Origin of the sequence: Demequina silvatica (assembly GCF_000971215.1) — a bacterium.
GTDB lineage: Bacteria > Actinomycetota > Actinomycetes > Actinomycetales > Demequinaceae > Demequina > Demequina silvatica.
Genome location: NZ_BBMA01000011.1, coordinates 1 through 25,565, shown reverse-complemented (window position 1 = coordinate 25,565; position 25,565 = coordinate 1). Strand labels below are relative to the sequence as shown.

26 protein-coding genes are annotated in these 25,565 nt (G+C 69.6%); 8 read left to right on the top strand and 18 right to left on the bottom strand.

Annotated features, from left to right (window positions below; all coding sequences use genetic code 11):
• Positions 1-4 precede the first annotated feature (4 nt).
• From AOM05_RS12560 to AOM05_RS12500, 13 genes are all read right to left on the bottom strand, one after another.
• Positions 5-817: a DUF6390 family protein gene (locus AOM05_RS12560; RefSeq protein WP_062522770.1), complete on the bottom strand. Its 813-nt coding sequence runs from the start codon at positions 815-817 to the stop codon at positions 5-7.
• On the bottom strand, positions 814-1,713 hold the full coding sequence (locus tag AOM05_RS12555) for an EamA family transporter (RefSeq protein ID WP_062522768.1): 900 nt from the start codon (positions 1,711-1,713) through the stop codon (positions 814-816). The genes AOM05_RS12560 and AOM05_RS12555 overlap by 4 nt, the downstream gene beginning before the upstream one ends.
• The gene (locus AOM05_RS12550; RefSeq protein ID WP_062522766.1) at positions 1,710-1,940 is read right to left on the bottom strand and encodes a HypC/HybG/HupF family hydrogenase formation chaperone; all 231 of its coding nucleotides are present in this window, start codon (positions 1,938-1,940) and stop codon (positions 1,710-1,712) included. The genes AOM05_RS12555 and AOM05_RS12550 overlap by 4 nt, the downstream gene beginning before the upstream one ends.
• A complete protein-coding gene (locus tag AOM05_RS12545) occupies positions 1,931-2,428 on the bottom strand; it encodes a hydrogenase maturation protease (protein ID WP_082097522.1) in 498 nt (165 codons plus the stop codon). Before AOM05_RS12545 ends, AOM05_RS12550 begins: the two co-directional genes overlap by 10 nt.
• Complete coding sequence (locus AOM05_RS12540; protein ID WP_062522762.1) at positions 2,425-3,729, bottom strand: Ni/Fe hydrogenase subunit alpha; 1,305 nt, start codon at positions 3,727-3,729, stop codon at positions 2,425-2,427. Before AOM05_RS12540 ends, AOM05_RS12545 begins: the two co-directional genes overlap by 4 nt.
• Positions 3,726-4,523, bottom strand: a complete 798-nt coding sequence (locus tag AOM05_RS12535) for an NADH-quinone oxidoreductase subunit B family protein (RefSeq protein ID WP_062522760.1) — start codon at positions 4,521-4,523, stop codon at positions 3,726-3,728. Before AOM05_RS12535 ends, AOM05_RS12540 begins: the two co-directional genes overlap by 4 nt.
• Before the next feature lies 1 nt (position 4,524).
• On the bottom strand, positions 4,525-5,454 hold the full coding sequence (locus AOM05_RS12530) for an FAD/NAD(P)-binding protein (protein WP_082097521.1): 930 nt from the start codon (positions 5,452-5,454) through the stop codon (positions 4,525-4,527).
• A gap of 372 nt (positions 5,455-5,826) precedes the next feature.
• Positions 5,827-7,008 (bottom strand): Wadjet anti-phage system protein JetD domain-containing protein, encoded by a 1,182-nt coding sequence (locus tag AOM05_RS12525; protein ID WP_062522758.1) that lies wholly within the window; start codon positions 7,006-7,008, stop codon positions 5,827-5,829.
• Positions 7,005-10,301 carry an ATP-binding protein gene (locus AOM05_RS12520; protein WP_062522755.1) on the bottom strand — a complete coding sequence of 1,099 codons (3,297 nt, stop codon included), beginning with the start codon at positions 10,299-10,301 and terminating at the stop codon, positions 7,005-7,007. Before AOM05_RS12520 ends, AOM05_RS12525 begins: the two co-directional genes overlap by 4 nt.
• Positions 10,298-10,933 carry a DUF4194 domain-containing protein gene (locus tag AOM05_RS12515; protein WP_062522753.1) on the bottom strand — a complete coding sequence of 212 codons (636 nt, stop codon included), beginning with the start codon at positions 10,931-10,933 and terminating at the stop codon, positions 10,298-10,300. The genes AOM05_RS12520 and AOM05_RS12515 overlap by 4 nt, the downstream gene beginning before the upstream one ends.
• On the bottom strand, positions 10,930-12,405 hold the full coding sequence (locus AOM05_RS12510; protein ID WP_062522750.1) for a DUF3375 domain-containing protein: 1,476 nt from the start codon (positions 12,403-12,405) through the stop codon (positions 10,930-10,932). Before AOM05_RS12510 ends, AOM05_RS12515 begins: the two co-directional genes overlap by 4 nt.
• A 62-nt stretch (positions 12,406-12,467) precedes the next feature.
• Positions 12,468-12,830, bottom strand: a complete 363-nt coding sequence (locus tag AOM05_RS12505) for a HepT-like ribonuclease domain-containing protein (protein ID WP_062522748.1) — start codon at positions 12,828-12,830, stop codon at positions 12,468-12,470.
• Positions 12,830-13,303: a nucleotidyltransferase domain-containing protein gene (locus tag AOM05_RS12500; RefSeq protein ID WP_062522747.1), complete on the bottom strand. Its 474-nt coding sequence runs from the start codon at positions 13,301-13,303 to the stop codon at positions 12,830-12,832. The genes AOM05_RS12505 and AOM05_RS12500 overlap by 1 nt, the downstream gene beginning before the upstream one ends.
• A 161-nt stretch (positions 13,304-13,464) precedes the next feature.
• Between AOM05_RS12500 and AOM05_RS12495 the strand changes: the two genes are divergently transcribed.
• Positions 13,465-13,746, top strand: coding sequence for a type II toxin-antitoxin system TacA family antitoxin (locus AOM05_RS12495; RefSeq protein ID WP_062522745.1), 282 nt, complete (start codon positions 13,465-13,467; stop codon positions 13,744-13,746).
• 134 nt (positions 13,747-13,880) lie between these two features.
• Positions 13,881-14,261 (top strand): GNAT family N-acetyltransferase, encoded by a 381-nt coding sequence (locus AOM05_RS12490; RefSeq protein WP_228373304.1) that lies wholly within the window; start codon positions 13,881-13,883, stop codon positions 14,259-14,261.
• Between the two features lie 24 nt (positions 14,262-14,285).
• Here the strand turns inward: AOM05_RS12490 and AOM05_RS12485 are convergent, their stop codons facing one another.
• The 3 genes from AOM05_RS12485 to AOM05_RS12475 all read right to left on the bottom strand — a co-directional run bounded on the left by AOM05_RS12485 (position 14,286) and on the right by AOM05_RS12475 (position 15,819).
• Positions 14,286-15,026 (bottom strand): hypothetical protein, encoded by a 741-nt coding sequence (locus AOM05_RS12485; protein ID WP_062522743.1) that lies wholly within the window; start codon positions 15,024-15,026, stop codon positions 14,286-14,288.
• 200 nt (positions 15,027-15,226) lie between these two features.
• Positions 15,227-15,556, bottom strand: coding sequence for a type II toxin-antitoxin system HicB family antitoxin (locus AOM05_RS12480; protein WP_062522741.1), 330 nt, complete (start codon positions 15,554-15,556; stop codon positions 15,227-15,229).
• Entirely contained in the window at positions 15,553-15,819 is a 267-nt protein-coding gene (locus AOM05_RS12475; RefSeq protein ID WP_228373303.1) for a toxin HicA, read from the bottom strand. The genes AOM05_RS12480 and AOM05_RS12475 overlap by 4 nt, the downstream gene beginning before the upstream one ends.
• 581 nt (positions 15,820-16,400) lie before the next feature.
• On the opposite strand from AOM05_RS12475, the gene AOM05_RS12465 reads away from it, so the two are divergent.
• A complete protein-coding gene (locus AOM05_RS12465; protein ID WP_169746758.1) occupies positions 16,401-17,558 on the top strand; it encodes a sensor histidine kinase in 1,158 nt (385 codons plus the stop codon).
• Positions 17,555-18,619: a DUF8320 family protein gene (locus AOM05_RS12460; RefSeq protein ID WP_156165181.1), complete on the top strand. Its 1,065-nt coding sequence runs from the start codon at positions 17,555-17,557 to the stop codon at positions 18,617-18,619. Before AOM05_RS12465 ends, AOM05_RS12460 begins: the two co-directional genes overlap by 4 nt.
• An 835-nt stretch (positions 18,620-19,454) precedes the next feature.
• Here the strand turns inward: AOM05_RS12460 and AOM05_RS12455 are convergent.
• Positions 19,455-20,600, bottom strand: a complete 1,146-nt coding sequence (locus tag AOM05_RS12455; protein WP_062522733.1) for a 4Fe-4S dicluster domain-containing protein — start codon at positions 20,598-20,600, stop codon at positions 19,455-19,457.
• A gap of 167 nt (positions 20,601-20,767) precedes the next feature.
• Between AOM05_RS12455 and AOM05_RS12450 the strand changes: the two genes are divergently transcribed.
• The 4 genes from AOM05_RS12450 (at position 20,768) to AOM05_RS12435 (ending at position 24,822) form a co-directional block, all read left to right on the top strand.
• A complete protein-coding gene (locus tag AOM05_RS12450; protein WP_082097520.1) occupies positions 20,768-22,555 on the top strand; it encodes a DNA/RNA helicase domain-containing protein in 1,788 nt (595 codons plus the stop codon).
• A 3-nt stretch (positions 22,556-22,558) separates the two neighbouring features.
• Complete coding sequence (locus AOM05_RS12445; RefSeq protein ID WP_062522731.1) at positions 22,559-22,915, top strand: nucleotide pyrophosphohydrolase; 357 nt, start codon at positions 22,559-22,561, stop codon at positions 22,913-22,915.
• A 159-nt stretch (positions 22,916-23,074) separates the two neighbouring features.
• Positions 23,075-24,373, top strand: a complete 1,299-nt coding sequence (locus tag AOM05_RS12440; RefSeq protein ID WP_082097519.1) for an AAA family ATPase — start codon at positions 23,075-23,077, stop codon at positions 24,371-24,373.
• A complete protein-coding gene (locus AOM05_RS12435; RefSeq protein ID WP_062522727.1) occupies positions 24,370-24,822 on the top strand; it encodes a hypothetical protein in 453 nt (150 codons plus the stop codon). Before AOM05_RS12440 ends, AOM05_RS12435 begins: the two co-directional genes overlap by 4 nt.
• A gap of 221 nt (positions 24,823-25,043) precedes the next feature.
• Here the strand turns inward: AOM05_RS12435 and AOM05_RS14450 are convergent.
• A partial coding sequence (locus AOM05_RS14450) for a hypothetical protein (RefSeq protein ID WP_169746757.1) occupies positions 25,044-25,565 on the bottom strand: 522 nt, incomplete at its 5' end.

Sequence of the window (25,565 nt, the reverse complement as noted above, 5' to 3'; positions counted from 1 at the left end):
CCTCTCAGGAGAGCACCGCGGCGGGTGCGGAGTACGTGCAGGCGTTGACGGCCGCGAGCTCCTGCGCGGTGGCCTGGCGCAGGCGCGCGAGCCGCGTCGACCCGATCCAGTCGCACACCCAGTCCCAGTGGAGCGTGACGAAGTCGCCCGGACGGACCTCCGGCGCGAGCGACAGCCCGTCGCGCCGCAGCCGCACGGTCTCGGCGGTGGGCGGCGCGAGCGAGAGCATGTGCCCGTCCCACTGGAGGTGGCGGCTCTCCACCACCGCGTGGTCGCCCTCGACCACCAGCACCTGGGCGCCGCGGATGCGGCACTTGTCGAGCACCGTGAGCGGGCCGTCGACGTGGCCGTGGCGCAGCAGCCCCACCCACGGGTAGACGGCGAACACGTGGAAGTTGTGGTGCGGGGTCCCGCCGTTGGCGACGGCCGCGACCAGCCGCTCGAACGCGAGCCGCGTGAGGCGCGGCCGGAACCGCTCCTCCAGCGACCGGACGAAAGCAGCACCGCCGCAATGGTCGAGCACGGGCCCGCCGAGCCAGTACGCCTCCACCACCACGGGGTCGAGCGGCGCGCGGCCCAGGCACTCGCCGATCAGCTCGAGGTACGGCCACGCGCCCTCGAAGGCGCGCGCCACCTCCTCGAGTCCGGGTCCGGACGCGCCGGCGCTCACTCTCTCGAGGAGCTCGCCGGCGCGGTCCGGACCGCAGTAGCCCAGGTCGTTGGGTGGGAACGCATAGCGTCCGAAGATGAGCGCTCCGGCCTCGGGCGGCAGGGCCTCGGGGTGCGCGGACGGGAGACGGTGAACGGTGTCGGTCATGTGACGGCCCTCCCGGGCAGTCGGGGGGCGAGCCACACGAGCGCCCCGCCCGCGGCGAGGATGAGGAGCCAGGGCACCTGCGCCGCGAGGGGTGCGGCGTCGATCGCTCCGGCGAGGATGGCGGTGACCAGCGCGCCGAGCACCAGCACCGCGGTGACGTCGACCGCTTGAGCGCGGGCGAGCGCCTGATGCCACGTGAGCACGTAGCCGGCGAGCAGCACTCCGGTGAGCGCCACCCACCCCCACTGGTCGGCGGTGCTCGGGATCACGCTCCCGAGCCTCCCCGTCACGGCAGACCAGACGAACAGCGCGACGGAACCGCCGACCATGCGGGTGAGGGACAGCGTCCACGGCGTGAGGTCGCCGAGCAGCCGCTTCGACACGACCACCTCGACGGCCCACATCAGGGTCGCCGCGGCGATCAGGAGGGTGCCGGGGTCGGCGACCAGCGCGACGTCGCCCGCGAGCCCCCATTGTGCGATCGCCAGGAGCGCGATCGCGGCGAGGTGCCACCACGTGAGCCGCTCTCTGAGCGCCACCACGGCGATGAGCGCGACCCAGACCACCAGCGTCTTGTGGAGGAACGCGGCTTGGGACGATGCGGTGGTCGCCAGGCCTTCGAAGAACAGAACGAACGGCACGGCGCCGCCGAGCACGGCGACGAACGCGAGGCCCCACCGCTGGCCCGCGCGCGAAGGTCGGGTGACCCTCGCGCCGGCTGGCCGGGCGGCGAGGAAGGCAGCCGCGATGACGAGCGCGGCCATCGAGTTCTTGGCGGTCGTGTACGCGGTGGCGTCGCCATAGGCGGCGACGCCGAAGCCGTTGACGTAGACGGCCACGCCGGAGATCAGCGCGGTCACGCCGGCGAGCGCGATGCCCTTGCTACGGGTGGTCATGTCGGCTGCCCTCCTGTCGATTCACGGATGCGGAGCGCCTCGCGCGCCTCTGCCTCGGTGAGCCGTTCGAGCGCGAAGCCCGACTGGACCACCACCCAGTCACCGACGGTGATGTCGTCGTCGGAGACGCTCATCTCCAGCACCAGCTGTCGCTTGCCGTGGTCCTCCACGACGGCGCGGCCGTCCTTGTGGACCTCGACGACCTGGGCGATGGTTCCTAGGCACATGACTGGACTTCCTCTCTCAGCGCGATGAGCTCGGCGGCCGCGGTGGCCACCGCAGCGTCGAGACCCTCCTGGATCTCCGGGGACATGGGACCGAAGTCGAAGGTCTTGGCCTCGACCCCGACCACGGTCACGTGCGTGGGCAGCGTGCCCAGCGTGCGGGCGAGCTCGACGGCGCCGGCCAGCCCGAAGGCGTGGCTGCCGCCGCGGCCCGCGGCCGCGAACGCGCTGGTGGGGAGCGGCTCGCCGCTGTCGCCCACCTCACGGATGTGCAGCGTCCCCGGCGGGCGGCCGGACATCACCGCGTCGATCACCAGGGCCGCGCCGTGGCCCTCCCACAGCTGCACCAGCTGGGTCGGGTCCTCGCGCGCGACCACGTCGACGCCGTCCCAGCCGAAGACTGCGAGACGCTCGGCGACCGCGGCGCCCACGGCATCGTCCCCCCGGTCGGGGCTGCCCAGCCCGACCACCAGCACACGTCCGCCGCTCATGATCGCGTCACCCGGAGATCCAAGAAGTGGGTGGCGCAGGAGATGCAGGGGTCGTAGTTGCGGATGGCCTCCTCGCAGCGGTGGGTGAGCATGTGGTCGTCGAGGTCGGTCCACTGCTCGGCGGCCTTGCGGAGGTCGGCCTCGATGGAGGCCTGGTTCTGCGAGGTGGGGGGCACGATCTGCGCGTCGGTGATGATGCCGTCCGCGTCGATGACGTAGCGGTGCCAGATGAGCCCGCGTGGCGCCTCGGACGCGCCGATGCCCTCCCCAGGCCGGGGCGCCACGGGCACGGACGGCGCGTGGCCGTCGTGCCAACCGTCGATGATGCGCAGCGCCTCCTCGAAGGCGTACGCGAGCTCGACGGTCCGGACGATGATCGACTTGAACGGGTTGCGGCACTCCTCCGTGAGCCCGGCGCGCAGGGCCGCCTCCTGGGTGGCGGGGCTGAGCTGATCGAAGTTGAGGGTGTAGCGCGCGAGCGGGCCCACGAAGTACGGCTCGCCGTCGAAGTGCGCGTGGAGGGCGTTGGAGTGCTCGACATGGAACTCGCGGATGTGGTCGGGGATCTCGGCGATCGGGAAGCGCAGCCCGGTGGTGGTGACCACGTGGCTGCCGCGCTCGAGCGGGTAGCGGTCGCCGCGGAGCGCGACGTACGTGTAGTCCTGCTCGAAGTCGGGGAAGTCGAAGCCGGCGACCAGGTCGACGGCGGCCAGCGCATCGTCCCTCCCCTGCGCCAGCGCGGGGCGGAGCCTCTGGAGCTCGGCGACCGTGGGCATCCGGTAGAAGCCGCCGACCTTCACGTTGACGGGGTGGATCGCGCGGCCGCCGACGGCGGTCATGAGGTCGTTGCCGGCCTTCTTGAGGCGCAGCGCCATCTGGACCACCTCGGGGAGGTCCTTGGCCATCTCGAGGACGGATTCGTAGCCGAGGAAGTCGGGCGCGTGAAGCATGAAGATGTGGAGGGCGTGGGACTCGATCCACTCGCCGCAGTAGAGGAGGCGCCGCATCTCCTGGATCGCGTTTGTGGTGCGCGCGCCGCAGATGGTCTCCATCGCCTCGGTGGACGCGGACTGGTACGCGACCGGGCAGATGCCGCAGATACGTGCGGTGATGTCCGGAGGTTCGGTGAACTTGCGGCCGCGCAGGAAGCCCTCGTAGAAGCGGGGCGGCTCGAAGATGTTGAGCTTGACCTCTTTGACGTGGCCGTTCTCGAACTCGATGTGCATGCCGCCCTCGCCCTCGACGCGGGCGAGCATGCCGAGGTGCATCACCTGCCCGCCGTCCTTGAGCTGGTGGGTCATGGCGCGCCCTCTGCCTGCGCCGCCACCTTGTCGCCCGCCGCCGCGAATTCCGGGGCACCGGCGTTGAAGGTGCGGTAGACGCGGACGATGTCGGCGTTCGACATGCCCAGCTGCGCGAGCTGGCGGGTCATCGCCTCCGTGTTCGGGGAGTCCTGAGGGCCGAAGCAGCCGTAGCAGCCGCGCCCGTACGACGGGCAGAGGGCGCCGCATCCGGCCTGGGTGACGGGGCCGAGGCAGGGGGTGCCGGTGGCGACGGGGACGCAGACGTTGCCCTTGAGCTTGCACTCGACGCACACGGAGTAGGTGGGGATGCGGGGCTTGCGGCCGTTGAGGAAGGCGGCGAGGACCTCGACCAGCTGGGTCTTGTCGACGGGGCAGCCGCGGAGCTCGTAGTCGACGTCGACGTGGCTGGCGATCGGGGTGCTGGTGTCGAGGGTGCTGAGGTACTCGGGGTGGGCGTAGACGATCGAGCGGAACTCGTCGACGTCGGCCCAGTTGCGGAGGGCCTGGATGCCGCCGGCGGTGGCGCAGGCGCCGAGGGTGACGAGCGTGCCGGACTGGGCGCGGATCTCGTGGATGCGCTTCACGTCCTCGGGGGTGGTGATGCTGCCCTCCACCAGGGAGAGCTCGTAGGGGCCCTCGACTATCGCTCTTGTCGCTTCTGGGAAATAGGCGATTTGGATGGACTCGGCGATCTGGAGGAGCTCGTCCTCGCAGTTGAGGATGGACAGCTGGCAGCCGTCGCAGGAGGCGAACTTCCAGACCGCGAGCTTGGGGCGCTGCTGGGGTTCCATGTCAGAGCTCCCTCACGTTCATGAGCGGCTCGAGCCGCTCATACGGGAGCACCGGGCCGTCGACGCAGATGAAGAGCTCGCGCAGCTGGCAGTGCCCGCACAGTCCCACGCCGCACTTCATGCTGCGTTCCATGGAGAGGCGGATCTTGTCCTTCGCGACGCCGCGGGCGGCGAGGGAGTTCGCGGCGGACCGCATCATCACCTCGGGCCCGCACACGAAGGCGAAGGCATGGCGCGGGTCGAAGCCTGCGCGCGCGACCAGCTCCGTCACGAACCCGACCTTGCCCTTGTAGCCGTAGGGCGCGTTGTCGACGGTCATCTGGACGTTGACGTCGTTCAGGTCGGCCCAGCGGTGCATCTCGTGGCCGTAGAGGATGTCGTCGGGGGTGCGGGAGCCGTACAGGAGGAGGACCTTGCCGTAGGCGTCGCGGTTGGCGAGCACGTCGAGGATCGCGGGGCGCAGCGGGGCCAGCCCGATGCCGCCGGTGACGAAGACGACGTCGTGGCCGGTCGCATCGTCCACCGCCCAGGAGGTCCCGAAGGGGCCGCGCACGCCGATCTCTGTGCCCGGTTGCGCCTCTACCAGGGCGCGGGTGACGGCGCCGACGTTGCGGATGGTGTGCTCGAGGGGGCTGGGGTCGCTGGGGTTCCCGGAGATGGAGATGGGGACCTCGCCGACGCCGAACGCGTGGAGCATGGTGAACTGGCCGGCCTTGAACTCGAGCGGGGGCTGGCCGTCGGCGGGGTCGAGCAGGAGCGTGAAGGTGTCGCGGGTGTCCTGGCGGACGCGGGTGACCACGTAGCGGCGCGGCACCATGGGGTCCGGGTCGGGGTCAGGGTCGAGGAGGGCGACCGGCGCGGAGGCCGCGGTCGAGCCTGGCGCGACCGGCGCGGCGGCGCCGGGGGGCTCGGGAATGCGGATGTCGTCCATGACATGCCTCCTCTAGCGACGCTAGGCCGCTGAGGGGAAGGCGCGAGGGACCTTGGTCCGGGTGGTGGCGTGGAGCACCCGCATCCCTAGGTCACGGCACCGCGCGTGCCCGCGGAAGGTAGTGTTGAGACGCCACATCCCCCACGCCTCTGCACGCACGCGCACTTGGGGGATCTTCTTCGTTCAGGGTCACGACCCGCTCGCGCGTCCCTCCCGTATCGAGGGTTGAGCGCGCCGATCGCGGCCAAGCGCGAGCCGACCGAGTCGTCAATTTGGAGACTCAGAGTCGTCAATTTTTGGGAGCGGCGATCATCCGCGAGCCGACCCCGGAAACGTGGCACCACGGTCGGCGTCTGCGTCCGGGCAAGCGAACTACACGAGGACATCGCCTTCGAGCGCCGCGCTCAACGCCCTCAGCGCAACCTCCCAAGGGATGCGCTCCTGCTCGAGCCGCACGTGTCCTTCGGCACGGAGCACTGCGAGCGTCTCGCGCTCGCTAGCCGTGAGGAGCGTGTACTCCCCCGTCGCCGGCGTCGGCTCGCGGACCCAGAGGTCGCGATGCGCGAGCAGGGTCTCGGTGTCCATGAGCACCGACTGGGCGTCGAGGCCCGCCGCGCGGCCGCGGTTCAGGATCGCGAAGCCCTGCGAGTCGAGGTCGCCGCAATACAGGGTCCGCGTACCGCGCACCCAGGGCAGCGTCGCGACCGAGTCGATGGCGTATCCCGCGCCGTGGACCGCGACGACCCCGTCGAGGCGGGGCAGCTCCAGCAACGTCTCGAGGTTCTCGGTGATCACCACGGCGCGCGGTGCGAGCGGCAGCGCCGCGAGCTCGGCGGCGGGCGCCGTGACGTCGAGGAGCCCGCCGATCGCGAGCCCGGGATCGAGGACGCGCACCCGTACCAGCGGCGGCGCGCCGACCAGCCCGAGCCCCTCGCGCCCGGTCACCGCCGAGACCATGGACGTCACGACCGCCCGGTGCCGCTCGAGCCACTTGGTGTCGATGCCACGGATCGGCAGCGACCGTACCCTGCGTCCCGAGGTGGGGTTCACGGCCAACCACGCCACCACGCCATCGAGCACCGCGAAGTCCACGGCGGGCAGCGCGGCGATGGCGCCGGCGTGACGGCGGATCGCCGCCTCCACCGGGTCCGGCTCGGTCGCGAGTGGGAGCAGCGCCGCGCGCAGGTCGAGGCAGCGCGAGCGCATCGTCGCCCACTCGGCGGCGAGGTCGGGCCGCGCGTGCGACGCGACGGCGACCAGCGCGTCGGCACCTTCGACGCATGCGCGCGCGGGGACCTGCTGCGCGCCCACGCGGGACCAGTTCCGCACCTCCCAGGTCACCGTCACCGGCCAGGCCGCCTCCGCCGAGCGCCACGACTCGATCCACGCGCGGGCGCCGTCAAGGTCGTCGATCGCGGCACGCTCGGTCGGCGGGTGGAGCGGGACGTCCAGCCGGGGCGCGGGATCCGCTCCTGCCGCCCAAGCGCGCCCATCCCGCGTGCAGAGGGACGATGCGCGGGCCGCCAGGTCCGCGGGCGTGACCGGTGCGCTCACGCGTAGGCGCTCTCGAAGCGCACGTGGGCCATGCCGGACGCTCGACGCGTGGGATTGGACACCGACGTGACCGCACCCAGGTACGGCTCGAGCGTCTGCAGGAGCTTCTGCGGCGTCGCGAGGACCATGTGGAAACCGAACTCGCGGAAGATGTCCATCGCCATCCGCGTGTAGGTGGAGTCGGACTTGTCGAAGGCCTCGTCAAGAATGATGGTGCCGTAGCGCGGCACCGTGTGCTCCTCGGTGGTGAGCTGATAGCGCAGCGCCGCTGCCAGGCAGAACACCACCAGCCGCTGGCGCTGACCACCCGAGAGACCTGCCGACGAGTCATGCACCGAGCGCACGTCCCCGTTCTCCTCGAGCTCGCGCGCGAGGAAGCTCACGTGCTCGCGCGTGTCGAGCACGCGGCGGCGCCACGCGCGGTCCGCGGACTGCGAGGAGCCCAAGCGCGCCATCACGCGGGTGAGCACCTGGAAGCGCTTTTCCGCGGCGGCGAGCGAATCCTCCGCGAAGCCGCCGTCGACCACGGCGCGCAAGTCCGTGAGGAACTCCTCCACCTCGCCGGAGCGGCGGGTCTTCACGCGGATCTCGAGATGGCTGCCCTCGTCGAACTCGGAGCGCAGCAGGGACGCGTTGACGGGGTCGATGCGCCGCTCGACCGAGCGGGGTGCGCCCATGATCTCGTCGCGCAGGTGGATGAGCGTGTCGCGCGAGCGCTCGCGCAGCAGCCTGAGGAAATTCTTCTCGTGGTCGGGCAATCCGCGGGCGACGATCCCGTCGTGGAGCGCGCGGAACCCGTCGCGGTCCTCGATGTCGGCGGCGAGGTCCGCGCCCTGCGCCGGCCATGTGGTCGTGTAGGTGGCCGCCTGCGCCGCGAAGCGCGTGGAGGCAGACTGGGCCGCGGCGTGGGCGGCCTTGGCCTCGCGTGCGAGCGCGGCCCCCACCTCGGTGGCCGTGCGGTCGATGGTGTCGATGCTGCGCGAGCGACGCACCGCCGTGAAGCGACGGTCGATGGCATCCGCGTCGGCGGGATCGAGCGGCGCGGCGTGCGCCACCTCGGCGAGGATCCCGGCGAGCCGCTGCTGCTCGTGGAGCGCGGCGAGGTGGGCGGACTCGGCGCGCGACGCGGCCGCCTGGACGGCGTCGTAGCCGGCCTTCGCCTCGGCCTCGGCCTGCATCGCACGGTCGAGGTCGCTGTCGGGGCGCACCAGGGTCTCGAGCTCCGCGCGCAGCGCCGCCACGCGGCCCTGGGCGGCGGCGACATCGAGGCGGGCGAAGTCGGTGTCCGTGATCTCCTCGAGGGTGCGGCGGCGGGCAAGGACCGCATCCCGGGCGCGGCCGGCGGCGTCCACCTCGTCTTGCCGGTCCGCGAGTTCCCGACGCGCCTGGCCCAGGCGTTCCTGGAGGACCTCGACCTTCGCGTTGTTGTTCCCACCCAGCACCCAGGTGGCGCGGTCCCCCACCGCCCGACGGTCGTCCTTCTCGTACCGGTGGGCGCTGCGCTTGTACAGGCCGGCGACGGTGACGCCCCGCTGGACCCGCGCCAGCGCGTCCGGCCCGTCCACGCAGGCTACGTCGAAGTCCCTGCTCAGGCGCCGGTTGAGGTAGGCGGAGAAGGGCCCGTCTGCGACGGTCACCTTGTGAACCACGGACGATGCGTCCCGCACCTTTGGCGGCGCCTCCACCTCGAGCGGGACCTCCTCGAGCACCAGCCGGACACCGAGGTGACGGCCGTCGATGAACCGCCGGACGGCGCCGATGGTGTCGGCAGGTACCAGCAGCGCGGTCGCGATCGGGGCGAGCACGCGCTCGATCGCGCCCGTCCAGGCCGACTGGTCCTCGCGGACGTCGATGAGCTCGCCGGCGAAGGGCAGCGCCGCCTCGGGCACTCCCACCTCGGCCGCGATGCATTCGCGCAGCCGCAGCAGGTTGGCGTCCATGTTGGAGCGGCGGTGGCGCAGAGCGTCGAGCTCCTTCTCCAGCGCGGCCACCTCGCGACGTGCGGTTGCGGAAGCGTCCTGGAGGTCGTAGGCGACGGGCGGCGGAGGCGGCGCGTCGAGCTCGCGCCGGGCCGCGACCGCGAGCTCGGCGAACTCGGCGGCGGTGGCGGGAAGCGCGATCCCGGTCGCGCTCAGGCGCCCCGCGAAGCGGGTGTGCTCGTCGGTCACCTCGGCCACGCGCGCGTCGGCCTCGCCGATGCGCTTGCGCAGGTGCGTCGCGTCGTTGCCGCCCACCCGGGCGGCGGCCATCTGCGCGGCGACCCACGCATCGTGCCCCTCGCCGGCGGCGCCGCGTGCGCGCTCGCGGTCCTGCGCCGTGGTCGCGACCGCCACCTCGGCGTCGTGGAGCGCATGCTCGGCCAGGTCGCGCTTGACCTGGTCGGCGTAGGGCTGGACCAGCTCGGCCAGTCGCTCGGCCTCGGCGACCGTCGCGGCGGCCTCCTCGTAGGCGGCCGCGGCGTCGGCGGCCAGGCGCAGCTGGTCGCGCTGGCGGCGCAGGTCTACCACGTGCTCGTAGGCCTCGCGCAGCTCTCCGAACTGCTCGACGGCGTTGTCCGCGCGCTCGAAGGTGCGCGGCTCATCGAGCATGAACTGGCGGAACAGCGTGTCCAGGGTGCCCAGGTTCTTGGCGGCCTGGGTCTTGTGGAGCAGCTTCAGCGCGTTGTCGCTCGAGATGCCCAGCAAGGTGCGCAAGCGCGCGTAGAAGCCGCCGTGCGAGCCTGCCGAGGTGACGACCACCGGGTCGAGGTCGGCCTTGATGCGGCGCACCTCGATGCCACGCGCCGCATGGTCGCGGTAGTCGAGGAGCGACTCGCGGCTGCGGGTGATGACACAGGCGTCCGAGAGGGACTTGCGGTCCGTGCCGGTGCCGCGGGCGTGGAACAGGCGCACCAGGGTGACGGGCTCGGCGGCAAGGTCCTCGAACCGCAGCAGGATGCCGGACCACGTGGCGCCGGGGCGCAGGTACGCGGCGACGGTGCGGTCCTCGAGCTCGTCGGCCTCCTTGCTCCACGCGCCGCGGACGTAGCTGATCAGGCTGCGGTCCTCGCGGCCACCCGCCTGGTCGAGCGCGGCGGCGTTGAAGGTGATGTACCTGTCGGGCGTGAGCACCGCCGCGATCGCGTCGAGGATCGAGGACTTGCCCGATCCCGAGGCGCCCGTGAACAGGTGCCCCTCGCGGGCGACGTCGACGGTGTGGTGGCCGTCGAATGTGCCCCAGTTGACCAGCTCGACGCGGGCGAGTCGCCACTGCGCGTGCTGGTCGGGCAGGTCGAGGTCGAGTTCGAGTGTCACCGCTGCTCCTCCTCGCGCGCCTTGTCGAAGGCGGCGCGCAGCTCGCGGACGCGGTCCGCGTCGATGAGCAGGCGCACCACCGGCGAGATCTCCGCGCGACCGTCCTCGACCGCGTGGAGCACACGCAGCTTGTTGAGCATCTTCGCCCAGGAGGAGTTGAGCCGCTTGGTGAAGTCCGACTCGTCGCGATCGGGGGTGCGGAACACCTGAAGCTCCTCGTAGAGCTCGTCCTGACCAACCATCACTCTGCCGTGGCCCTCGTCGTGGATGAGGCGCTGGCGAAGCGCGAGCAGCATCACCGTGTCCAGATAGCTGAGCGACTCCGAGCGGACCGCTACCGGGGCATCGTTCCCCTCGCCCGCGACGCCGCGCACGAAGGCGACCTCCGCGTCGGTGTCGAGCACCAGGTCGAGGAACAGGTCGTTCAGGCGCGAGCGGATGGCGGGCTCGTCTGCCAGCAGCGCGGCCCAGTTCGCGGGCTCGCGGTCGCGCGAGAGGTAGGGCCCGCGCACCAGCGACAGCAGGGCGCGGCGCGAGCCGTCGGTGAGGGTGCCGGTGTCGCCGGGCCACAGCTCCGGGCGGGCGGCGAAGGCCTCGCCCGCGGCGGTGAGGTCGTGGTCGGTGGCGGTCATGGGATCCTCCCGGTGAAGGCGTGGCGGGTGACGCGGGCGCGGCGGTGGGCGCCGTCCGCCCCCTCCCACTCCAAGGCCTCGGGGTCCGCGTCGGGGTCGACGATGCCGTGACGCGCCGCGAGCGCGAGCAGTCCGACCACGGACGCGACGCCCTGGGTGGCGCGGTGCGCGCCGAGGACTGTGCCGACCGTGACGAGGGCGGTCGGGTCATCCGCGCGGGCGGCGTCGAGGACGTCGTTGACGGACGCGGTGAGCTCGCCGAAGTCGATCTCGGTGGCGCGTGCGAGCTCGCGAAGGGCCTCGAGATCCGCAGTCTCCCCCTCATGGGTGGCGAGGTCGCTCGGGGCGTCCACCTCGGAAGGGTCGTGCAGGGTGAGGGCGCCGGCGCTGGCGATCTTGACGTGCGTGAGGTCCTGGTCGATGCCCAGCGGTGCCCACGGCTTGACGTGCGGCGCGGTGTCGCGCGCGTCGCCCAACGCCTCCTGGATGAGACCGCGGAGCACGCGATCACGCTGGTAGTCCTGGGAGCGGACGTAGCGGCGCAGGCCGCGGGCGAACTGGGTGATGACGTCGTGGATCTCGGCGCTGCGGTCCTTGAGGGTGGTGAGGAACTCGCGGAGCGCACGCCGCTCGTGCAGGCTCAGCTCGCGCGCGAAGTCCCGCTCGAGCACCTGCCGCACGTCCTCCTCGAAGGCGGTGCCGAGCGCAGGGTCGAGCACCAGCGCGGAGAAGCCTGCGAAGGAGCGGCCCGCGTCGGACTCCGCGATGAGGTCGACGCCGCGGAAGACGTCGTCGAGCACCTCCTTCTGTGTCTGGCCCGACTCGAGGATCCGCATCCGCAGCAGCGTGTTGAGGTCCTCGAACTCGGAGCGCACCCGCGCGAAGTCGTCGGGGACCTCGGCCGCCTGAGCCAGCAGGTCCTGGACCCGTTCGACGGCGCGCTCCCCGGCCAGAGCATCGTCCCTCCCCTCCTGAACCGCGACGATGCGTGCGTCGATCGCGTCGCGCTCCTCCCGCAGGCGCTCGAGGCGGCGCGTCGAGGACGGGTCCGTGTCGATCGCGAGCTGCCGGAGCTGGGCGGACAGGCTGGCGAGGCGGGACTCGGTGAGCGAGCGGCGAGGCGCATCGCGCGACTCGAGGAAGCGCAGGGCGGCGGTCCCCGCGCCAGACAGCTCGAGTGTCTCGCCGCGGGCGTCGGCGGTGCTGCGGCGCACCAGGAAGCCCGCATCGCGCCACGCCTTCACGTAGGCCTGCGCGGTCTGGGGAACGGTGAGTCCGTGGGCGCGGAGGTCGTCGAGGTCGGCGTCGATGCGCTCATAGAGGTCCTCCGCGGCGAGGCGTGGGGTGTCGCCGTCAAGGTGCTCCTTGAGCAGCGCCGCGACGATAGGCGCGTTGTCCGCGCGCAGCAGGCGCCACGCGGCGTCCTCCTCCAGGCGCTGGAGGAGGCGCAGGGCGCGGGCGGTCGCGGGCACGTGCGCCATTGTGGCGCAGGGGTGTGACAGGGCGGTAACAGCCGGACGATCGCGGCGGGACGCTAGGCCTCGCCGTGCTCGATCAATGCGGCCGCGTGGGCGAAGAGCGGTGCGAGCGAGGCACGCCACCGAGGCAGATCGGAGGCGAGCGTGACCCAGGTCATCGCCCTGTTCACCCGGTCGTATTGATGGATGATGTAGTTCCGGTTCGCGACGGCGAGCGCCCAGTCGACGCCGTCCGGTTCGAGAAGACCGAGGCGCGACAGCCTGTTGGCAGCCTCGCCGAGCTTCATCATGAGCGAGTCCCCCGCCTCCTGAAGGAGGTCGTCAGTCAGATAGGCGTCCCGCCCGCGCCCCACGATCTCGTCGACGCGCTCGAGCCAGCCCTCGATGTGCAGGAGCTCCTTCGCGGCGCGGCGGTCCATCACAGGAGCACGGCGTCGCTGCGGATGTCGTCGTCGAGGACATCGCGAAGGCTTCCGAAATCGACCAGGTCTACGTCGCGGCCGAGCACGGTTGACAGCAGCCGCGCGAACGCGACGAACTCGAGGGACGACGTACCCTCGGGCGCCTCGACAAGAAGATCGATGTCGGAACTCGGCGTCGCGTCGCCGCGTGCCACGGACCCGAACACCGACAGGCGCCGGTACCCGTGCTCGGTCGCAAGCGTCCTGAGCACCGGAGCGGCCGCGCGGACAAGGTCGACCGGGTGCATCGCGTCAATGTCGGGAGCGAACTTGAGCTGCTGGCTCACCGCGGGCTGCGAGACTCCGAGTGCCTTCGCGGCCCGACCCTGCGACATCCCTGTGGCGAGCAGTGCGCGGAGCGCGAGCACCCGACGCAACCGCGCAATCTCCTCGTCACGCCGCGCATCGCGATACGCCTCCAGAAGGGCCATAAGTCAATCTTATGGCTGTGGCCGCTCACCGTCACGGTCTGGGGATACCGAATTGCCGATGCCAGGCGAGGCGATCGTTCACCAGGCGGTTCATCGACACGGCATCGACGGCATCGAGAGGCCGCCGTACAATGTCCGTACAGTAGGCACCAGGAGGAATCATGACCGCCACCACGCCTCGGAAGGACCAGCGTCTCGAGTTCAGGGTGTCCTCCAGCGACCGCGACCTGATCGCGCGGGCGGCGCAGGCCGCGGGAACCGACGTGTCCGCTTTTGCCACCGCGGAGCTCCGTATCGCGGCGCAGCGCGTGCTGGCCGATCGCACGGAGTTCGTGCTGTCTCCGCTCGAAGCTGCGGCCTGGGAGGAGCTGCTCGACCGGCCGGCGCGAGACCTGCCGGGCCTGAGGGAGCTCCTCAACCGCCCGTCGCCGTTCGTCGACTGATCCGCGTGTACCTGCGGCCGCGCGCGCTTACCCCCGACCACGCTCTCGACGCGTTCGAGTCTCGCTCCGTCGAGCAGACCCGGTGGTTGCGCGAGCACGCGCGCCAGGCACATGCCGCGCGTACCGCGCATGTCATGGCCGTCGCGCCGCAGGACTCCCCCGATGTGGTGGCGTACTACGCATGGAACATGGCGAGCGTCGCGATCGACGCTGTCCCGGCCCGTGTCGCTCGCGGTGTGGGCCGGCACGCACAGCCGTTCGCGCTGCTCGCGCGCCTCGCGGTCGACACGCGACATGAGTCGCGCGGCCTCGGGCATGCCCTCCTCGCGGACGTGGTGATGCGCACCGTCGAGCTGTCGACGCGCATCGGGTGCCGCGGGCTGCTCGTCCATGCGGAGGACGATGCGGCGCTCGCCTTCTACCTGCACGCTCTACCCGGCTTCGAGGCGAGTCCGTCGGATCCGCGTCACCTGGTGGCGCTGGTCAAGGATCTGCGCTGCACGCTTGGGGCGTAGGCGGCGAGGGCAGGGATGCACCGGTCACCCCTCCGGCGGATCGACCAGCAGCCGGCGCGTCAGGGGTGGAAGCCGCCGCGGGTCCGGCTCCGCGATGCGGGCCATGAACTCGAGCACATCGGCGTGCCTGCCGGCGCGGATGGTCGCGAGGACGCGCGGGTCCTCGACGGCCAGCGCCTGCAAGCGGGCGAGCGTGGCCGGATCGCTGACGCCGTGGCGCGCCCATGCGGGATCGTCGGCCGCCCAATACCCGGTGTCGCCCTCCGCCGCCCTCGGGAAAGGCGCGGGTGTGAAGTTGACGGCTTCATCGACGTGCCTGATGCGGCCCACCGGGTCGAGCCTCTCCACGACCTCCCAGCCGTCGGGCCACTCGCGCCTCACCAGGTCCTGCGCGAGGTGGGGCGGATACGCGTTCGCCCAGACCTGGAGAAAGCCGTCGCCCGGACGGTTCACCGCAAGGCCCGCGTGGATCAGCTCCTGGGCGACGGGACGCACGGTCGCCTCGATGTCACTCGGATGGGTCACCCCGAGCAGGAGGCCGGGCATGAGCGCGAGCACCTCCACCACGTGAAGGTGGGAGTCCTCGCCCCTCTCACATCGCACCAGGTCACCCACCACGAGCGGCGTCATCATGAGGAAGTTCTCGAGGCGGAAGGTGCCGCCGCCCTCGTCCGCGTCCACCGGCGTCGCCCATGGCCACTCCCCCGCCAGCCCCACTCCGGGCACGTACGCGAGATGGATCTTGGCGTGGTCTTCGCTTCGCATGGCCGCCTCCTCGGACTCTCGCACCGTAACAACGGGCACCGACACCGAAGCCGTTGTCCACAGGGCTGCTTCTGGCGGTGCGAGGTGGCCGATCGAGGGCGGACGTAGGGCGCCGTCAGGCCCGATCGCGGTGGGCGATCACAGAGGTTCTGGGCCGCGACGGAGCCGCACGCCCGCCATCACGGCTAGGGGATACTCGATCACCGATCCGACGCGAGTCGATCGTTCACCAGGCGGTTCATCGAAACGCCGGCCTCGGCGGCGGCGATCGCCAGCTCGCGGTGGCGCGCGGGCGTGGTGCGCACCTGGAACTTGCCCGAGTAGGAGCGGTCGGCCAACGCCTCCGGCACCTCCTCCCCCGCCTCGCGGAGGTCCTGGACCACCTGCGCGGCGAGGCCTCGGATCCCGTCGAACGCGGCTCGTTCGTCGGCGTCGAGCCACGAGAGCGAGGGAAACTCGGCGACGGTGCCGACGTACTCCGCATCCTCGGGCGACCACGTCACGCGGTACGTGAAGTGCGCCGCGTTCACGGCCGCTCCCCGAACTCCGCGCGCAACCGGTCGATCGCTGCGAGCACCTGTCGCACCTGATAGGGCTTGGCGCTTCCCGACCTGTTCTGGATGTTCACGCGCGGATCTCCTTGCCATGGCGTCCGGTACACGCGGTGCGAGCCCGAGGAGCGCCGCGCGGCTCCGAAGTAGTGGTCGCACACCCGGGCAAGGTCATCGAAGGCGACGTTCGCGGGCGCCGCTCGCATCGCTTCCACGATCTTGTCAATCCGCGCGACCATCATCCGGATCCAGTATCACTATCAGTATCGGACGGTTCTACGAGTGAGGCAAGCCCCGCGCGCATCCTGCCGCGCCGCAACTCGTCGCCGACGTACCTGCGGTCGATCTCCTCGCGAACCAGCCGCTTCGCCTCGATCAAGGATCGACGCTCCGCACCCGCCAACCTCAGCAGCGCGTACAGCTCGTCATCAGTCAGGCGGCGCAGGAGGTCCTCGTCGGACCGGCGGCGCGCGGCCCGTGCAGCTTCGGTCTTCTTGCGGGTTCTCGTCACACAGTCAGGTCACCACTCGAGCCGCATCGCGTCGCCGACCGCGCCGAGATCTGTGGACGCGGCGGACGCTGCGTGGTTCCGAGGACATCGCCACCCCGCGCATCACTGCGCCAGGGGACGATGCCCCGCAACAGCCCTCCTTCCAGGCGCCTTGGGCGCCGCGCAGCCGGGATAGCCGCGTTCTAGGATGGCTTCACAACCTGCGGGAGGGCATGGATGGAGACGAGCGCGCGCCCCCGAGCGCTCTCGGAATCGAACAGCAAGGCACGTGGTGACGCGCTTGCCGCGGCCCCGCGCAGCGCGCGCGAGCGGATGCAGCGCACCACGTACTTCGCGATCGGCGTCGCGACAACGCTCTTCGTGATCCTCCTCGCGAACGGCCCCAACGGCTTCCTCGCGCAGATGGACCAGCTCCGGGCGCCGTTCGGCGCGTTCACCGTGCTGGTGGGGGCCGTGATACCTGCGAGCTACGCGATCCTCGCGTGGTTCGCGCCGATGCGCGTGCTCCGCATCCTGGTGACGGCCGGCGCGCTCGGCTTCGTCGCCGCGCAGCTACTTTGGGTGCCGATGATGACCGGGGACGCCCTCGCAGACGGCGCCGCGCCGTGGCTGCAGGGCTACGGCGCGATCCACGCGACGCTGCTCGCAGTGGCATGGAACCGGCCGGCGGTGTGGCTGTTCGCGGTCGCGCAGTTTCCGCTGGTCGCGACCGTCGAGTACCTCGCGAGCGGCGGCGACCTCGAGCAGTCGCTCCTCGACGGCATCGGCGCGCTGGTGACGTCGCTCATCCTCACCGGTGCCGGCGCCGGCGTGGTCACCGCCGCCGCGCGGCAGGATCTCGAGGCGGAGCGCGCCCGCGCGGAGGCGGCCCGCGAGGCCGCGGAGCGCACCGGCGAGCGCGAGCAGGCCCGCATCAACGCCGTGGTGCACGACGAGATCATCTCCGTCCTCCTCGCCGCCGTCCGCCAGCCCGTCAACGAGACCGTTCCCGCGCGCGCCCAGCGCGCCCTCGGCTACGTCAATGCCATCCGCGGCGCGCGCACCGGCGACGCGGAGTATCCCCCGGCACAGGTGGTCGCGGCCCTCCGCGCCACGGCGAGCGCGATCAGCGACGACATCATCGTCAAAGCGACCGTCACCGCGACCCACGACATCCCCGCGCCCGCGGTCACCGCCCTCGCCGAGGCCGCCGGCGAGGCGATGCGGAACAGCGTCATCCACGCCGCCGACCCCGGCGAGCCCGTCGCCATCGTCCTCGCGGTCACCGTCGCGGACGGCGACGTCCGCGTGAGCGTCCGCGACGACGGCCGCGGCTTCTCACCCCGCAACGTCTCCGCGCGCAGGCTCGGCCTGCAGGTGAGCATCCGCGGCCGCATGGAGGCGCTCGCCGGCGGCGGCTCGCGGATCTCGTCGACGCCGGGCAAGGGCACCACGGTGGAGCTGTGGTGGCGGGCGGAGGACGCCCGATGACCGCCACACCCAACGCACGCCCCAACACCCGCCCCACCACCGCGGAGCTCCCCGCCGGCCACAGCGCCGACATCAGCCGCCTCCTTGGACTGCACTCCCGCGGCGCCCAGGTGATCCTCGGCGTGTACGTGATCTCCAACATCGCGTTCGTGGCAAGCACCGCGGACCTGCTCGACCACGTGTGGGCGTCCTGGGTCGCGGTCGCGCTGGTAACGGCGGGCGGGTTCATCGTGACCCGGCCGCACCCGGACCCGTTCCCGCACAACCTCACGTTCGCGACGCTCGGGATCGTGGTGGCGTCGACAGCGTTGGTGCTCTACGCGCTGCCCGACACCGGCGCGCTGGGCCGCGCGACCTGGTACCTGGGCGCGAACACATGGCTGCTGTGGTTCCTCATCCTGCGCCGTCGCATCCTGCTCGCGTGGACGGGCGGGATCGCGATGCTCGTCGAGACCATGGCGTGGGCCGAGCTCGCAGGCCGCGGCTTCCTCTCCGGGCTGCTGCTCGCGAGCCCGCAGGTGCTTCTCTTGCTTATTGCGACGCTCTTCGGCAGCGCGCTGCGCCGTGCGACATGGCGCATCAACGCGCTCGCGAAGCGGTCGGTCGAGGCGGCGGCCGCGGCGGGCGCGGTCGAGGCGGCGCGCCGGGTCCAGGACCAGCGGGCCGACGAGCTCGCCGAGATCGTCGGCCCGGTGCTCACCGTCATCGCGTCGGGAGCGCCGCTGACCGACGAGATGCGCGACGAGATCATCCGCGTCGAGGCCCAGCTCCGCGACTCGGTGCGCGGACACGGGCTCTCGCTGCCGCCGATCGTGGCCGCCGCGACCCGGGCGAGGTCGCGGGGGGTCAACGTGACACTGCTCGATGATCTCGGGGCTCCGCTGTCGGTGGTCGAGACCGATGCGGTGGTGACCGCCGTGTCGGGGGCGCTCGACGGGGCCACCGACGGGACGGTGACGGTGCGGCTGCTGCCGGCCGGGCGCGAGGAGCTGCTGACGGTGGTGTCGCTCGGGGCCGATGGGCTCCGGCGGGTGGCGTTGCCTCGGGTGGCGGCGGCTTAGGAAGGGAGACGATGCGCGGGTTGGCTTCTGCCGCTATCGCGCGCCTCCCGCGGCGGTCGCCATCCGACCGAGCGTGGGCCGCCCCATGCGCTGAGGTCGAGGCCGAGCGCGACGGCACCCGCGTCAAGAAGGCGCGATCGGGGTCGACAGTATCTAGCGAAGTCGCGTCGCCAGTTGTTGGCGGCGAGCGACTTGGGCTTACTGCCATCGCTCGACCCGAATCGGGCGTGCTTCTCGCTGCCGCAAGCGCACACTTGCCGGTACGACACCGACCTGAGTGCTGACGTACGGTGCCCTAGGCGTAGATCTCGATGACACCCAGTTGAATCCAGTGGGCGGGCCGGTCCCGCAACTCAGCCTCTACACGCGCCTGGAGATCAGCCGGAACTGCGCACCCGCCGCCGCCGCCGCTGCCGTAACCCGCGGGGGCACCCGCCGCGCATCGCAGGCGCGCCGGCACTGCACGCGACACCGGAACGCACAGCGGGTGAGCTGCGTGGTTGCCCTGGCAGTGGAGCATGACACTGGCTGAGAACTGAGGTTGCATGATCGCTTCCCTTGGTCGGAACTTCCGAGCCCCTTGGCTCTCGCCAATAGTCACGCGTGCCTCTGACACTCAGTCCCACCAGAACACGTAGCCGGGCTAGCGACCGCTATCGGACGATCGCGGATACTGTTCGCGATGGCCTTGCTGCTGCCGCCGGCGGGGCGCGAGGAGCTGCTCACGGTGGTATCGCTCGGGGCGGACGGGCTCAGGCGGGTGGTATTGCCCAGGGTGGTGGCGGCGTAGGCGACGTTCCGAGCGGGACGTGCCCGGCGCATCGTCCCGTGGTTGTCAGGACGATGCGGCGGTCGCCATCCGGCCGAGCGCGGCGGCCTCCTCGGTGATGTCGATGCCGACGGGGCACCAGGCGATGCAGCGGCCGCAGCCGACGCAGCCGAGCATCCCGAACTGGTCCTCCCAGCTGGACAGCTTGTGGGTGATCCATTGGCGGTAGCGGGCCTTGACGTCGCCGCGGAGGGGACCGCCGTGGATGTAGCTGAAGTTCTCGGAGAAGCAGGAGTCCCAGACGCGGTGGCGCTCGGCGTTGTCGCCGGCGAGGTCGCTGGTGTCCTGGATGGTGGTGCAGAAGCAGGTCGGGCACACGAGGGTGCAATTGGTGCATGCGAGGCAGCGGGAGGCGACGTCGTCCCAGCGCGGGGACTCGGCGGAGGCCTGGAGGACGTTGTGGATGGTGGCGGTGTCGATGCTTCTTGTCTGGCGTGCTGCCGCGGAGTCGGTGACCGCGATCGCTTCCTGCTGCTCGGCGGGGCCGGCCGGGGTGGTGTCGACGGCGTCCGCCACGTCCCTGCCTCGCTCGGTGCCGATCTCGACGACGAAGTGGTGCTCGGGCTCCATGACCTCCGTGAGGAGAAGGTCGTAGGCGGGCTCTTGGGTGTCCGGGTTGGTCGCCGCGGGGCGCGGGCCCGTGCCCATCGAGGCGCAGAAGCACGTGGCGGCGGGCTCGCCGCAGGCGACGGCGACGGTGAAGGTGCCGTCGCGGCGGGCGACGTAATGGGCGTCGTGGAAGGGCCGGTCGGCGAGGACGGCGTCGTGGATCTGGACTGCGCGGAGGTCGCAGCTGCGTACGCCCAGCAGGGCGATAGGCGGGGCGTCCGGCGTGTCGCGCTCGACGGTGAAGTGGCCCTCCTCGCGGCGGCCGCGCCAGACGACCTCCTCGGCCGGGAAGAACACGGGCTTGGTGGACTGGGCGGGGTCGGCGAAGCCGAAGTAGGCGTCGTCGTCGCGCTGGCGGAGCCGATACCTGCCTGCCTCCTGCTCGTCGCCGACGCCCTGCGGCAGGTCGGACGCCGCGTAGATATCGCTCGTGACTATCGCGTCACCTCGGACGGTCGGCCCAACGACGCAGTAGCCGCGCTGGCGCAACTCTGCGATAAGGGCGTCGAGGCCCTCGGGCTCGAGGATTCGGATGTCGTCCATGACATGCCTCCTCTTGCGACGCTAGGCGTGTCAGAAAGCGGCGCGAGGGACTTTGGTCCTCCGGAGGGACGATGCGGTCGCTGAGTACGCGCGAACCGCTGGTCCCGATCAGCAGCAACGCGAAGGCAAAACCCCTGGGAGAGGCACTTCTCCCCTAGATTGACTCTATGGATCCTGCGGGTGAAGCCACCCTGTCACGGGGCAGCACGCGAATCGAACGCCTCGACTTCACGCGGCGCTCGGTCGACGCGTGGTCGGATCCGCACGGACGCCACCGCAATTGGCCCATCGTCTACACGCTCAACAACGACCGCGACGTATACGTCGGTGAATCGCTGAACGCCGTATCGAGAATGCGCCAACACCTTGACTCGGCGGAGAAGCGGGGCTTGAAGTCGGTGCGCATCGTCGTGGACGACACCTTCAACAAGTCCGTCTGCCTCGATCTCGAGTCGTTCCTCATCCGCATGTTCTCGGGCGATGGGAGATTCCAGGTCCTCAATCGCAATGACGGTGTCACCAATGCCGAGTACTTCGATCGCCCTGCCTACCAGGACGCCTTCGCCGAGATCTTCGAGCAGCTGCGAGCATCCGGCCTCTTCGAGAAGCGCATCCCTGAGATCGTCAACAGCGACCTCTTCAAACTCTCTCCATTCAAAGCGCTGAACAAGGACCAGGAGATCGTCGTCGAGGACATCGTTCATGGGCTCCTCGCTGATCGAGCGTCGGGCGTCGCCAGCACCGCTGTTGTCGAGGGTGGTCCCGGTACCGGCAAGACCATCGTCGCGATCTATCTGATCAAGCTCCTCGTCGATATTCAGAACGGCAACGACCACGACAATCCCGACGCAGAGTCCGTGTTCTCGGAGTTCTTCGAGAGTGACCGGCGAGACTTGCTCGAGTCGGCGCGCATCGGGCTGGTGGTACCCCAGCAGTCGCTCCGCGCCTCCATCAAGAAGGTGTTTGCCCGCACGCCGGGCCTTCATAAGTCGATGGTCCTGACGCCGTATGACGTCGCGAACTCGGAGCAGGACTACGACCTGCTCGTCGTCGACGAGACTCACCGCCTCACCCAATACGGCGCCCAGGCGATGGGCACGCTGACCAAGGCCTATCGGGAGACCAGCCAGCGCCTTGCCTCGCCAAGCGAGGATTGGGAGGGCCTTACTCAGATCGACTGGATCGTGCGTCGCAGCCGCCACCAGGTATTCCTGTTGGACGAGGGCCAGGGTGTGCGCCCCATCGATGTGCCGACCTTGGCACTTCAGGGTCTCCGAGCGTCCGCGGGCGATCGCAAGTACCCCTTGATGACACAGATGCGAGTCAGGGCCGGCGATGACTACATCGGATACGTGCGAGAGGTGTTGAGCAACTACGCCCCGGAAGCACCACGAAGTTTCGCCGGCTACGACCTCCGATTCTTCGACGACCTCGGGAGCATGCGCGACGAGATCCTGATGCGGAATCGTGAGCACGGTCTCGCAAGACTCGCCGCGGGCTATGCCTGGCCGTGGAACTCCAAGGGCAGCAGGCCCGACGACGACGTCTTCGACATGGAGATCGACGGGAACCGCCTGTGCTGGAATCGCGAAGCCACCGATTGGGTCAACAGCCGCACCTCGGTGGACGAGGTTGGCTCGATTCACACGGTGCAGGGCTATGACCTCAACTACGTCGGCGTCATCATCGGCCGCGATATCTACTTCGATCCCAAGTCTCAGAGGATCAGGTTCGATCGCGCGAACTACTTCGACAAGAAGGGGCGCGCCAACAACAACTTGCGAGGCCTCACCTACTCAGACGACGACATCCTCGGCATGGTGAAGAACATCTACTCCGTGCTGCTCACACGTGGGATGCTTGGCACCTACGTGTACGTCTGCGATGAAGCACTCCGCGAGCACCTTCGGCCCTTCTTCTCCGCCGGCGCGGCCGACTCAGCCCGTAGGGTCTGACGCATGGCGAATCATGATTCCTTGCGCGCCCTGACCGCCGAACTCCGAGAATTCGCCCGCGAACGCGACTGGGAGCAGTTCCACGACCCGAAGTCGCTTGTGCTGGCCCTGGTCGGCGAGGTCGGCGAACTCGCGGAGTTGTTTCAGTGGGTGCCCGCTGCGCAGGCCGCAGAGCATTTCAGCGATCCGGCTCGGAAGGAGCGCGTTGGCGAAGAGTTGAGCGACGTGCTGACCTATCTGCTTCGCCTGAGCGACGTGCTTGGGGTGGATCTGGCGACTGCCGCCAACGCCAAGCTCGAACACTCGCGCGCGAGATTCCAGCCCGACGAGTTCCACGGGATTGCTCCAATGAAGGAGTGAGTGCTACGGAGTGCCCGCAAGGACCCCATTGGGCATCCATTGCGAGCCACGGAACCGAGAACTGCTGATCTGGTCCAACCGCTAGACGACGTGTCAAGTTAGGGGTCCTGGCGAGCCGATACCGTAGCAGCACATTTAATTAGCCTGAGAAGAGGAACCATGCCGGACGGCATCACTTGGCTAGCGGCCGCCTTGACGAACTTTCGCGCGTTCGAGCAAACAGGACGTATCGACTACGCACCAGTCACTCTTCTGTTCGGTCGCAACAGCTCGGGCAAGACATCCATTCTGCGCGCTCCACTACTCCTGAAGCAGTTCCTTGAGCAGCCTCCGGGGCGCGAACCCGGATTCTCGGGAGCGGATGTCGACTTCGGGTCGTACCTCGAGACTGTTCATAACGGCGATCCTCGGCGTGACATAAGCATTTCCGCGGAGCTCGACTTCCGATCGCTCACGATTGGCCTTCCTAGGGAACTGGCGTCACTCTTCGAAGGGCACCCCGATTCCATTCCCGGACGATTCACGTTCGAGTTGACTCTCCACTGGAACATCAAACGGTCCCGAACAGTGGTATCCCGCATCGTCTTCAAGCCAACCCCCAGTTCAAGCCCGATCATCGAGATGTTGCGAACCGGCCCCGGCAAGCACACCGTAAGTGTCGGCGGCGGGCGCAAACAAAAGATCAACGGAGAGCTGCTTCCGCAGACGCTCAGGTATTCGGCGTTGAGGCAGAACAATGCGCAGGTCGATCGTGAGTTTGATTACTCGATGTTCTCCCTCGGCATTGTCTTGGAGTTGGCCGCGCAACGCCTCGTTCACATCGGGCCGCTCCGGGATCAGCCGTCCAGGGCTTACCGCACGGACCAAGTGGGTGTGTCGACCACGCGAGACTCGATAGAAGTCCTGCGTCAAGGCGGCAAGACCGCAGCCACGGTCGCACAGGCCCTGAAGGACTTGAAGATGGCCGACGACATCAAGATCGATAAGCTCGCGCCGGGCTATTCAGCCATCCTCCTGAGCGAACCACTAACTGGCAGGCTTGAGAATCTCGCGGACGTGGGTTTCGGTGTCTCCCAAGTTCTGCCGATCATCACGACGCTGGTAACCGCTGAGGCAGGCTCTACGGTGCTGATCGAACAGCCGGAACTGCACCTCCACCCGGAGGCGCAAGGGAACTTCGCCGACGTAATGCTACAGCTGGCACGCGAGAACAAACTGGGCCTAGTCATTGAGACCCATAGCGAACACATCCTGCTCCGACTTCAGCGGCGCATCGCCGACACCACGATCGGCCCCGAGCACGTCGCCGCATACTTCGTAGACAGGGGCGAGGTCCGACGCTCACCTATCGACAAACGCGGACGCCTCGCGCAGGACGCCGTGCCGGATGGATTCTTCGAAGAGGACTGGAAGGACTTGATGGAACTCACCGCTGCCGCAGCGAAGGCGGCGCGGTGAGCCACGAAGGGTACGCACTTGACGTCGGCTGGCTGATCGGGCACGACGATGCAGATGTGATTACCTTGCACCGCGTCCTCAGCGCAATCGAAGCCATGCGCAGTCGTGGGTCGAACGTGCTCCTCGACTTCGACGGGCACATCGAAGGCGAGTATGCCCGCCACCTCCAGCCGGGCATGCTCGGGCGCAAAATCTACGCCCACGTCCACAAAGCGCAGATGCTCCTACATGTGTCCGGCAAGTTGACCCAGAAGTCGGCGGACGCTCTCGACAAAGCGTGTTTCGACCCGTCGGATCGGCCCTACCTCGGTGCCGCTTCAAGCGGGTGCGGCGCGTATGTGACGCACGAGGAAAAACACCTGCGAGACGAGCAGTCAGCGGCCATCCAGAGCGCCTGTGGCGTTCCCGTGCTTGGTACCGAGGAGTTCTTTGAAGACCTTGGCGTCTAGAGCCGAGCGGGGACAATGCTGCATCCGGATCCGTACGCTCGCGGATCCAACCGCCCGGGCTCACGCACACCAAGTAGGCGCCCCGCCTCGAGAGACCACACAGCCGCCGCCTAGATCCACTTCGTCGCGATCGCGGCTCAAGTTAAGGCTTCAGGCTTGGTGAAGTCCCGGATGAACGTATGGGCAGCTTGGCGAACTGCTCCCTTCAACGGCGCCGTGCCTCACGTCGAGCGAGAGTCTGGGCCTGGCTCCGACGCCTGCTCACCAAGCCGCGATCCCTCTTGCCCAAGCGCACGCATCACCAGTTTGTACGAGCCGAAGCCAGCGAGGAGAACCCACCAGCGCTCCTCCACGAACGCGACGGCTTCCTCGTGCTCGAGGGTCAACCAAAATCCGACCGCCGTCACGAGCAGCAGCACGTACGAAGCAAGGACCCAGTCGGGTAGGCCGTCGTCAGGCTCGGAAGTTCCACGAACGTATGCTTCGACTTCGGCGCCAAAGTCTCCCTGGGCTGCCAGATTGACCTCGGCGAGGATCGCAGTCGCGGCTGCCGCAAGACTTCTTTCATCGCGCGGCGCGAGGCTCCTGGAAGAGCCGTCGGGCGTGCGTGCGAAGGCAGCGGCAAATGAGGCTGCCGTGCCAGCATCGAGATGTATCGCGAGGTCAGCCAACGCCGTCTTGAAGACGTCAATCTGGGCCGGGAAGACGGCCGTGTCGAACGCCCTGAGCGCACTGCCTATCTG

Coding starts and splice junctions, on each gene's coding strand:
- AOM05_RS12545 (WP_082097522.1), bottom strand. CDS start 2,428: ATGAGCGGCGGACGTGTGCTGGTGGTCGGGCTGGGCAGCCCCGACCGG.
- AOM05_RS12475 (WP_228373303.1), bottom strand. CDS start 15,819: ATGATGGTCGCGCGGATTGACAAGATCGTGGAAGCGATGCGAGCGGCG.
- AOM05_RS12505 (WP_062522748.1), bottom strand. CDS start 12,830: ATGGACCGCCGCGCCGCGAAGGAGCTCCTGCACATCGAGGGCTGGCTC.
- AOM05_RS12490 (WP_228373304.1), top strand. CDS start 13,881: ATGGCCGTCGCGCCGCAGGACTCCCCCGATGTGGTGGCGTACTACGCA.
- AOM05_RS12530 (WP_082097521.1), bottom strand. CDS start 5,454: ATGGACGACATCCGCATTCCCGAGCCCCCCGGCGCCGCCGCGCCGGTC.
- AOM05_RS12455 (WP_062522733.1), bottom strand. CDS start 20,600: ATGGACGACATCCGAATCCTCGAGCCCGAGGGCCTCGACGCCCTTATC.
- AOM05_RS12440 (WP_082097519.1), top strand. CDS start 23,075: ATGCCGGACGGCATCACTTGGCTAGCGGCCGCCTTGACGAACTTTCGC.
- AOM05_RS12500 (WP_062522747.1), bottom strand. CDS start 13,303: ATGGCCCTTCTGGAGGCGTATCGCGATGCGCGGCGTGACGAGGAGATT.
- AOM05_RS12535 (WP_062522760.1), bottom strand. CDS start 4,523: ATGGAACCCCAGCAGCGCCCCAAGCTCGCGGTCTGGAAGTTCGCCTCC.
- AOM05_RS12540 (WP_062522762.1), bottom strand. CDS start 3,729: ATGACCCACCAGCTCAAGGACGGCGGGCAGGTGATGCACCTCGGCATG.
- AOM05_RS12445 (WP_062522731.1), top strand. CDS start 22,559: ATGGCGAATCATGATTCCTTGCGCGCCCTGACCGCCGAACTCCGAGAA.
- AOM05_RS12465 (WP_169746758.1), top strand. CDS start 16,401: ATGCAGCGCACCACGTACTTCGCGATCGGCGTCGCGACAACGCTCTTC.
- AOM05_RS12450 (WP_082097520.1), top strand. CDS start 20,768: ATGGATCCTGCGGGTGAAGCCACCCTGTCACGGGGCAGCACGCGAATC.
- AOM05_RS12485 (WP_062522743.1), bottom strand. CDS start 15,026: ATGCGAAGCGAAGACCACGCCAAGATCCATCTCGCGTACGTGCCCGGA.
- AOM05_RS12550 (WP_062522766.1), bottom strand. CDS start 1,940: ATGTGCCTAGGAACCATCGCCCAGGTCGTCGAGGTCCACAAGGACGGC.
- AOM05_RS12495 (WP_062522745.1), top strand. CDS start 13,465: ATGACCGCCACCACGCCTCGGAAGGACCAGCGTCTCGAGTTCAGGGTG.
- AOM05_RS12555 (WP_062522768.1), bottom strand. CDS start 1,713: ATGACCACCCGTAGCAAGGGCATCGCGCTCGCCGGCGTGACCGCGCTG.
- AOM05_RS12460 (WP_156165181.1), top strand. CDS start 17,555: ATGACCGCCACACCCAACGCACGCCCCAACACCCGCCCCACCACCGCG.
- AOM05_RS12560 (WP_062522770.1), bottom strand. CDS start 817: ATGACCGACACCGTTCACCGTCTCCCGTCCGCGCACCCCGAGGCCCTG.
- AOM05_RS12515 (WP_062522753.1), bottom strand. CDS start 10,933: ATGACCGCCACCGACCACGACCTCACCGCCGCGGGCGAGGCCTTCGCC.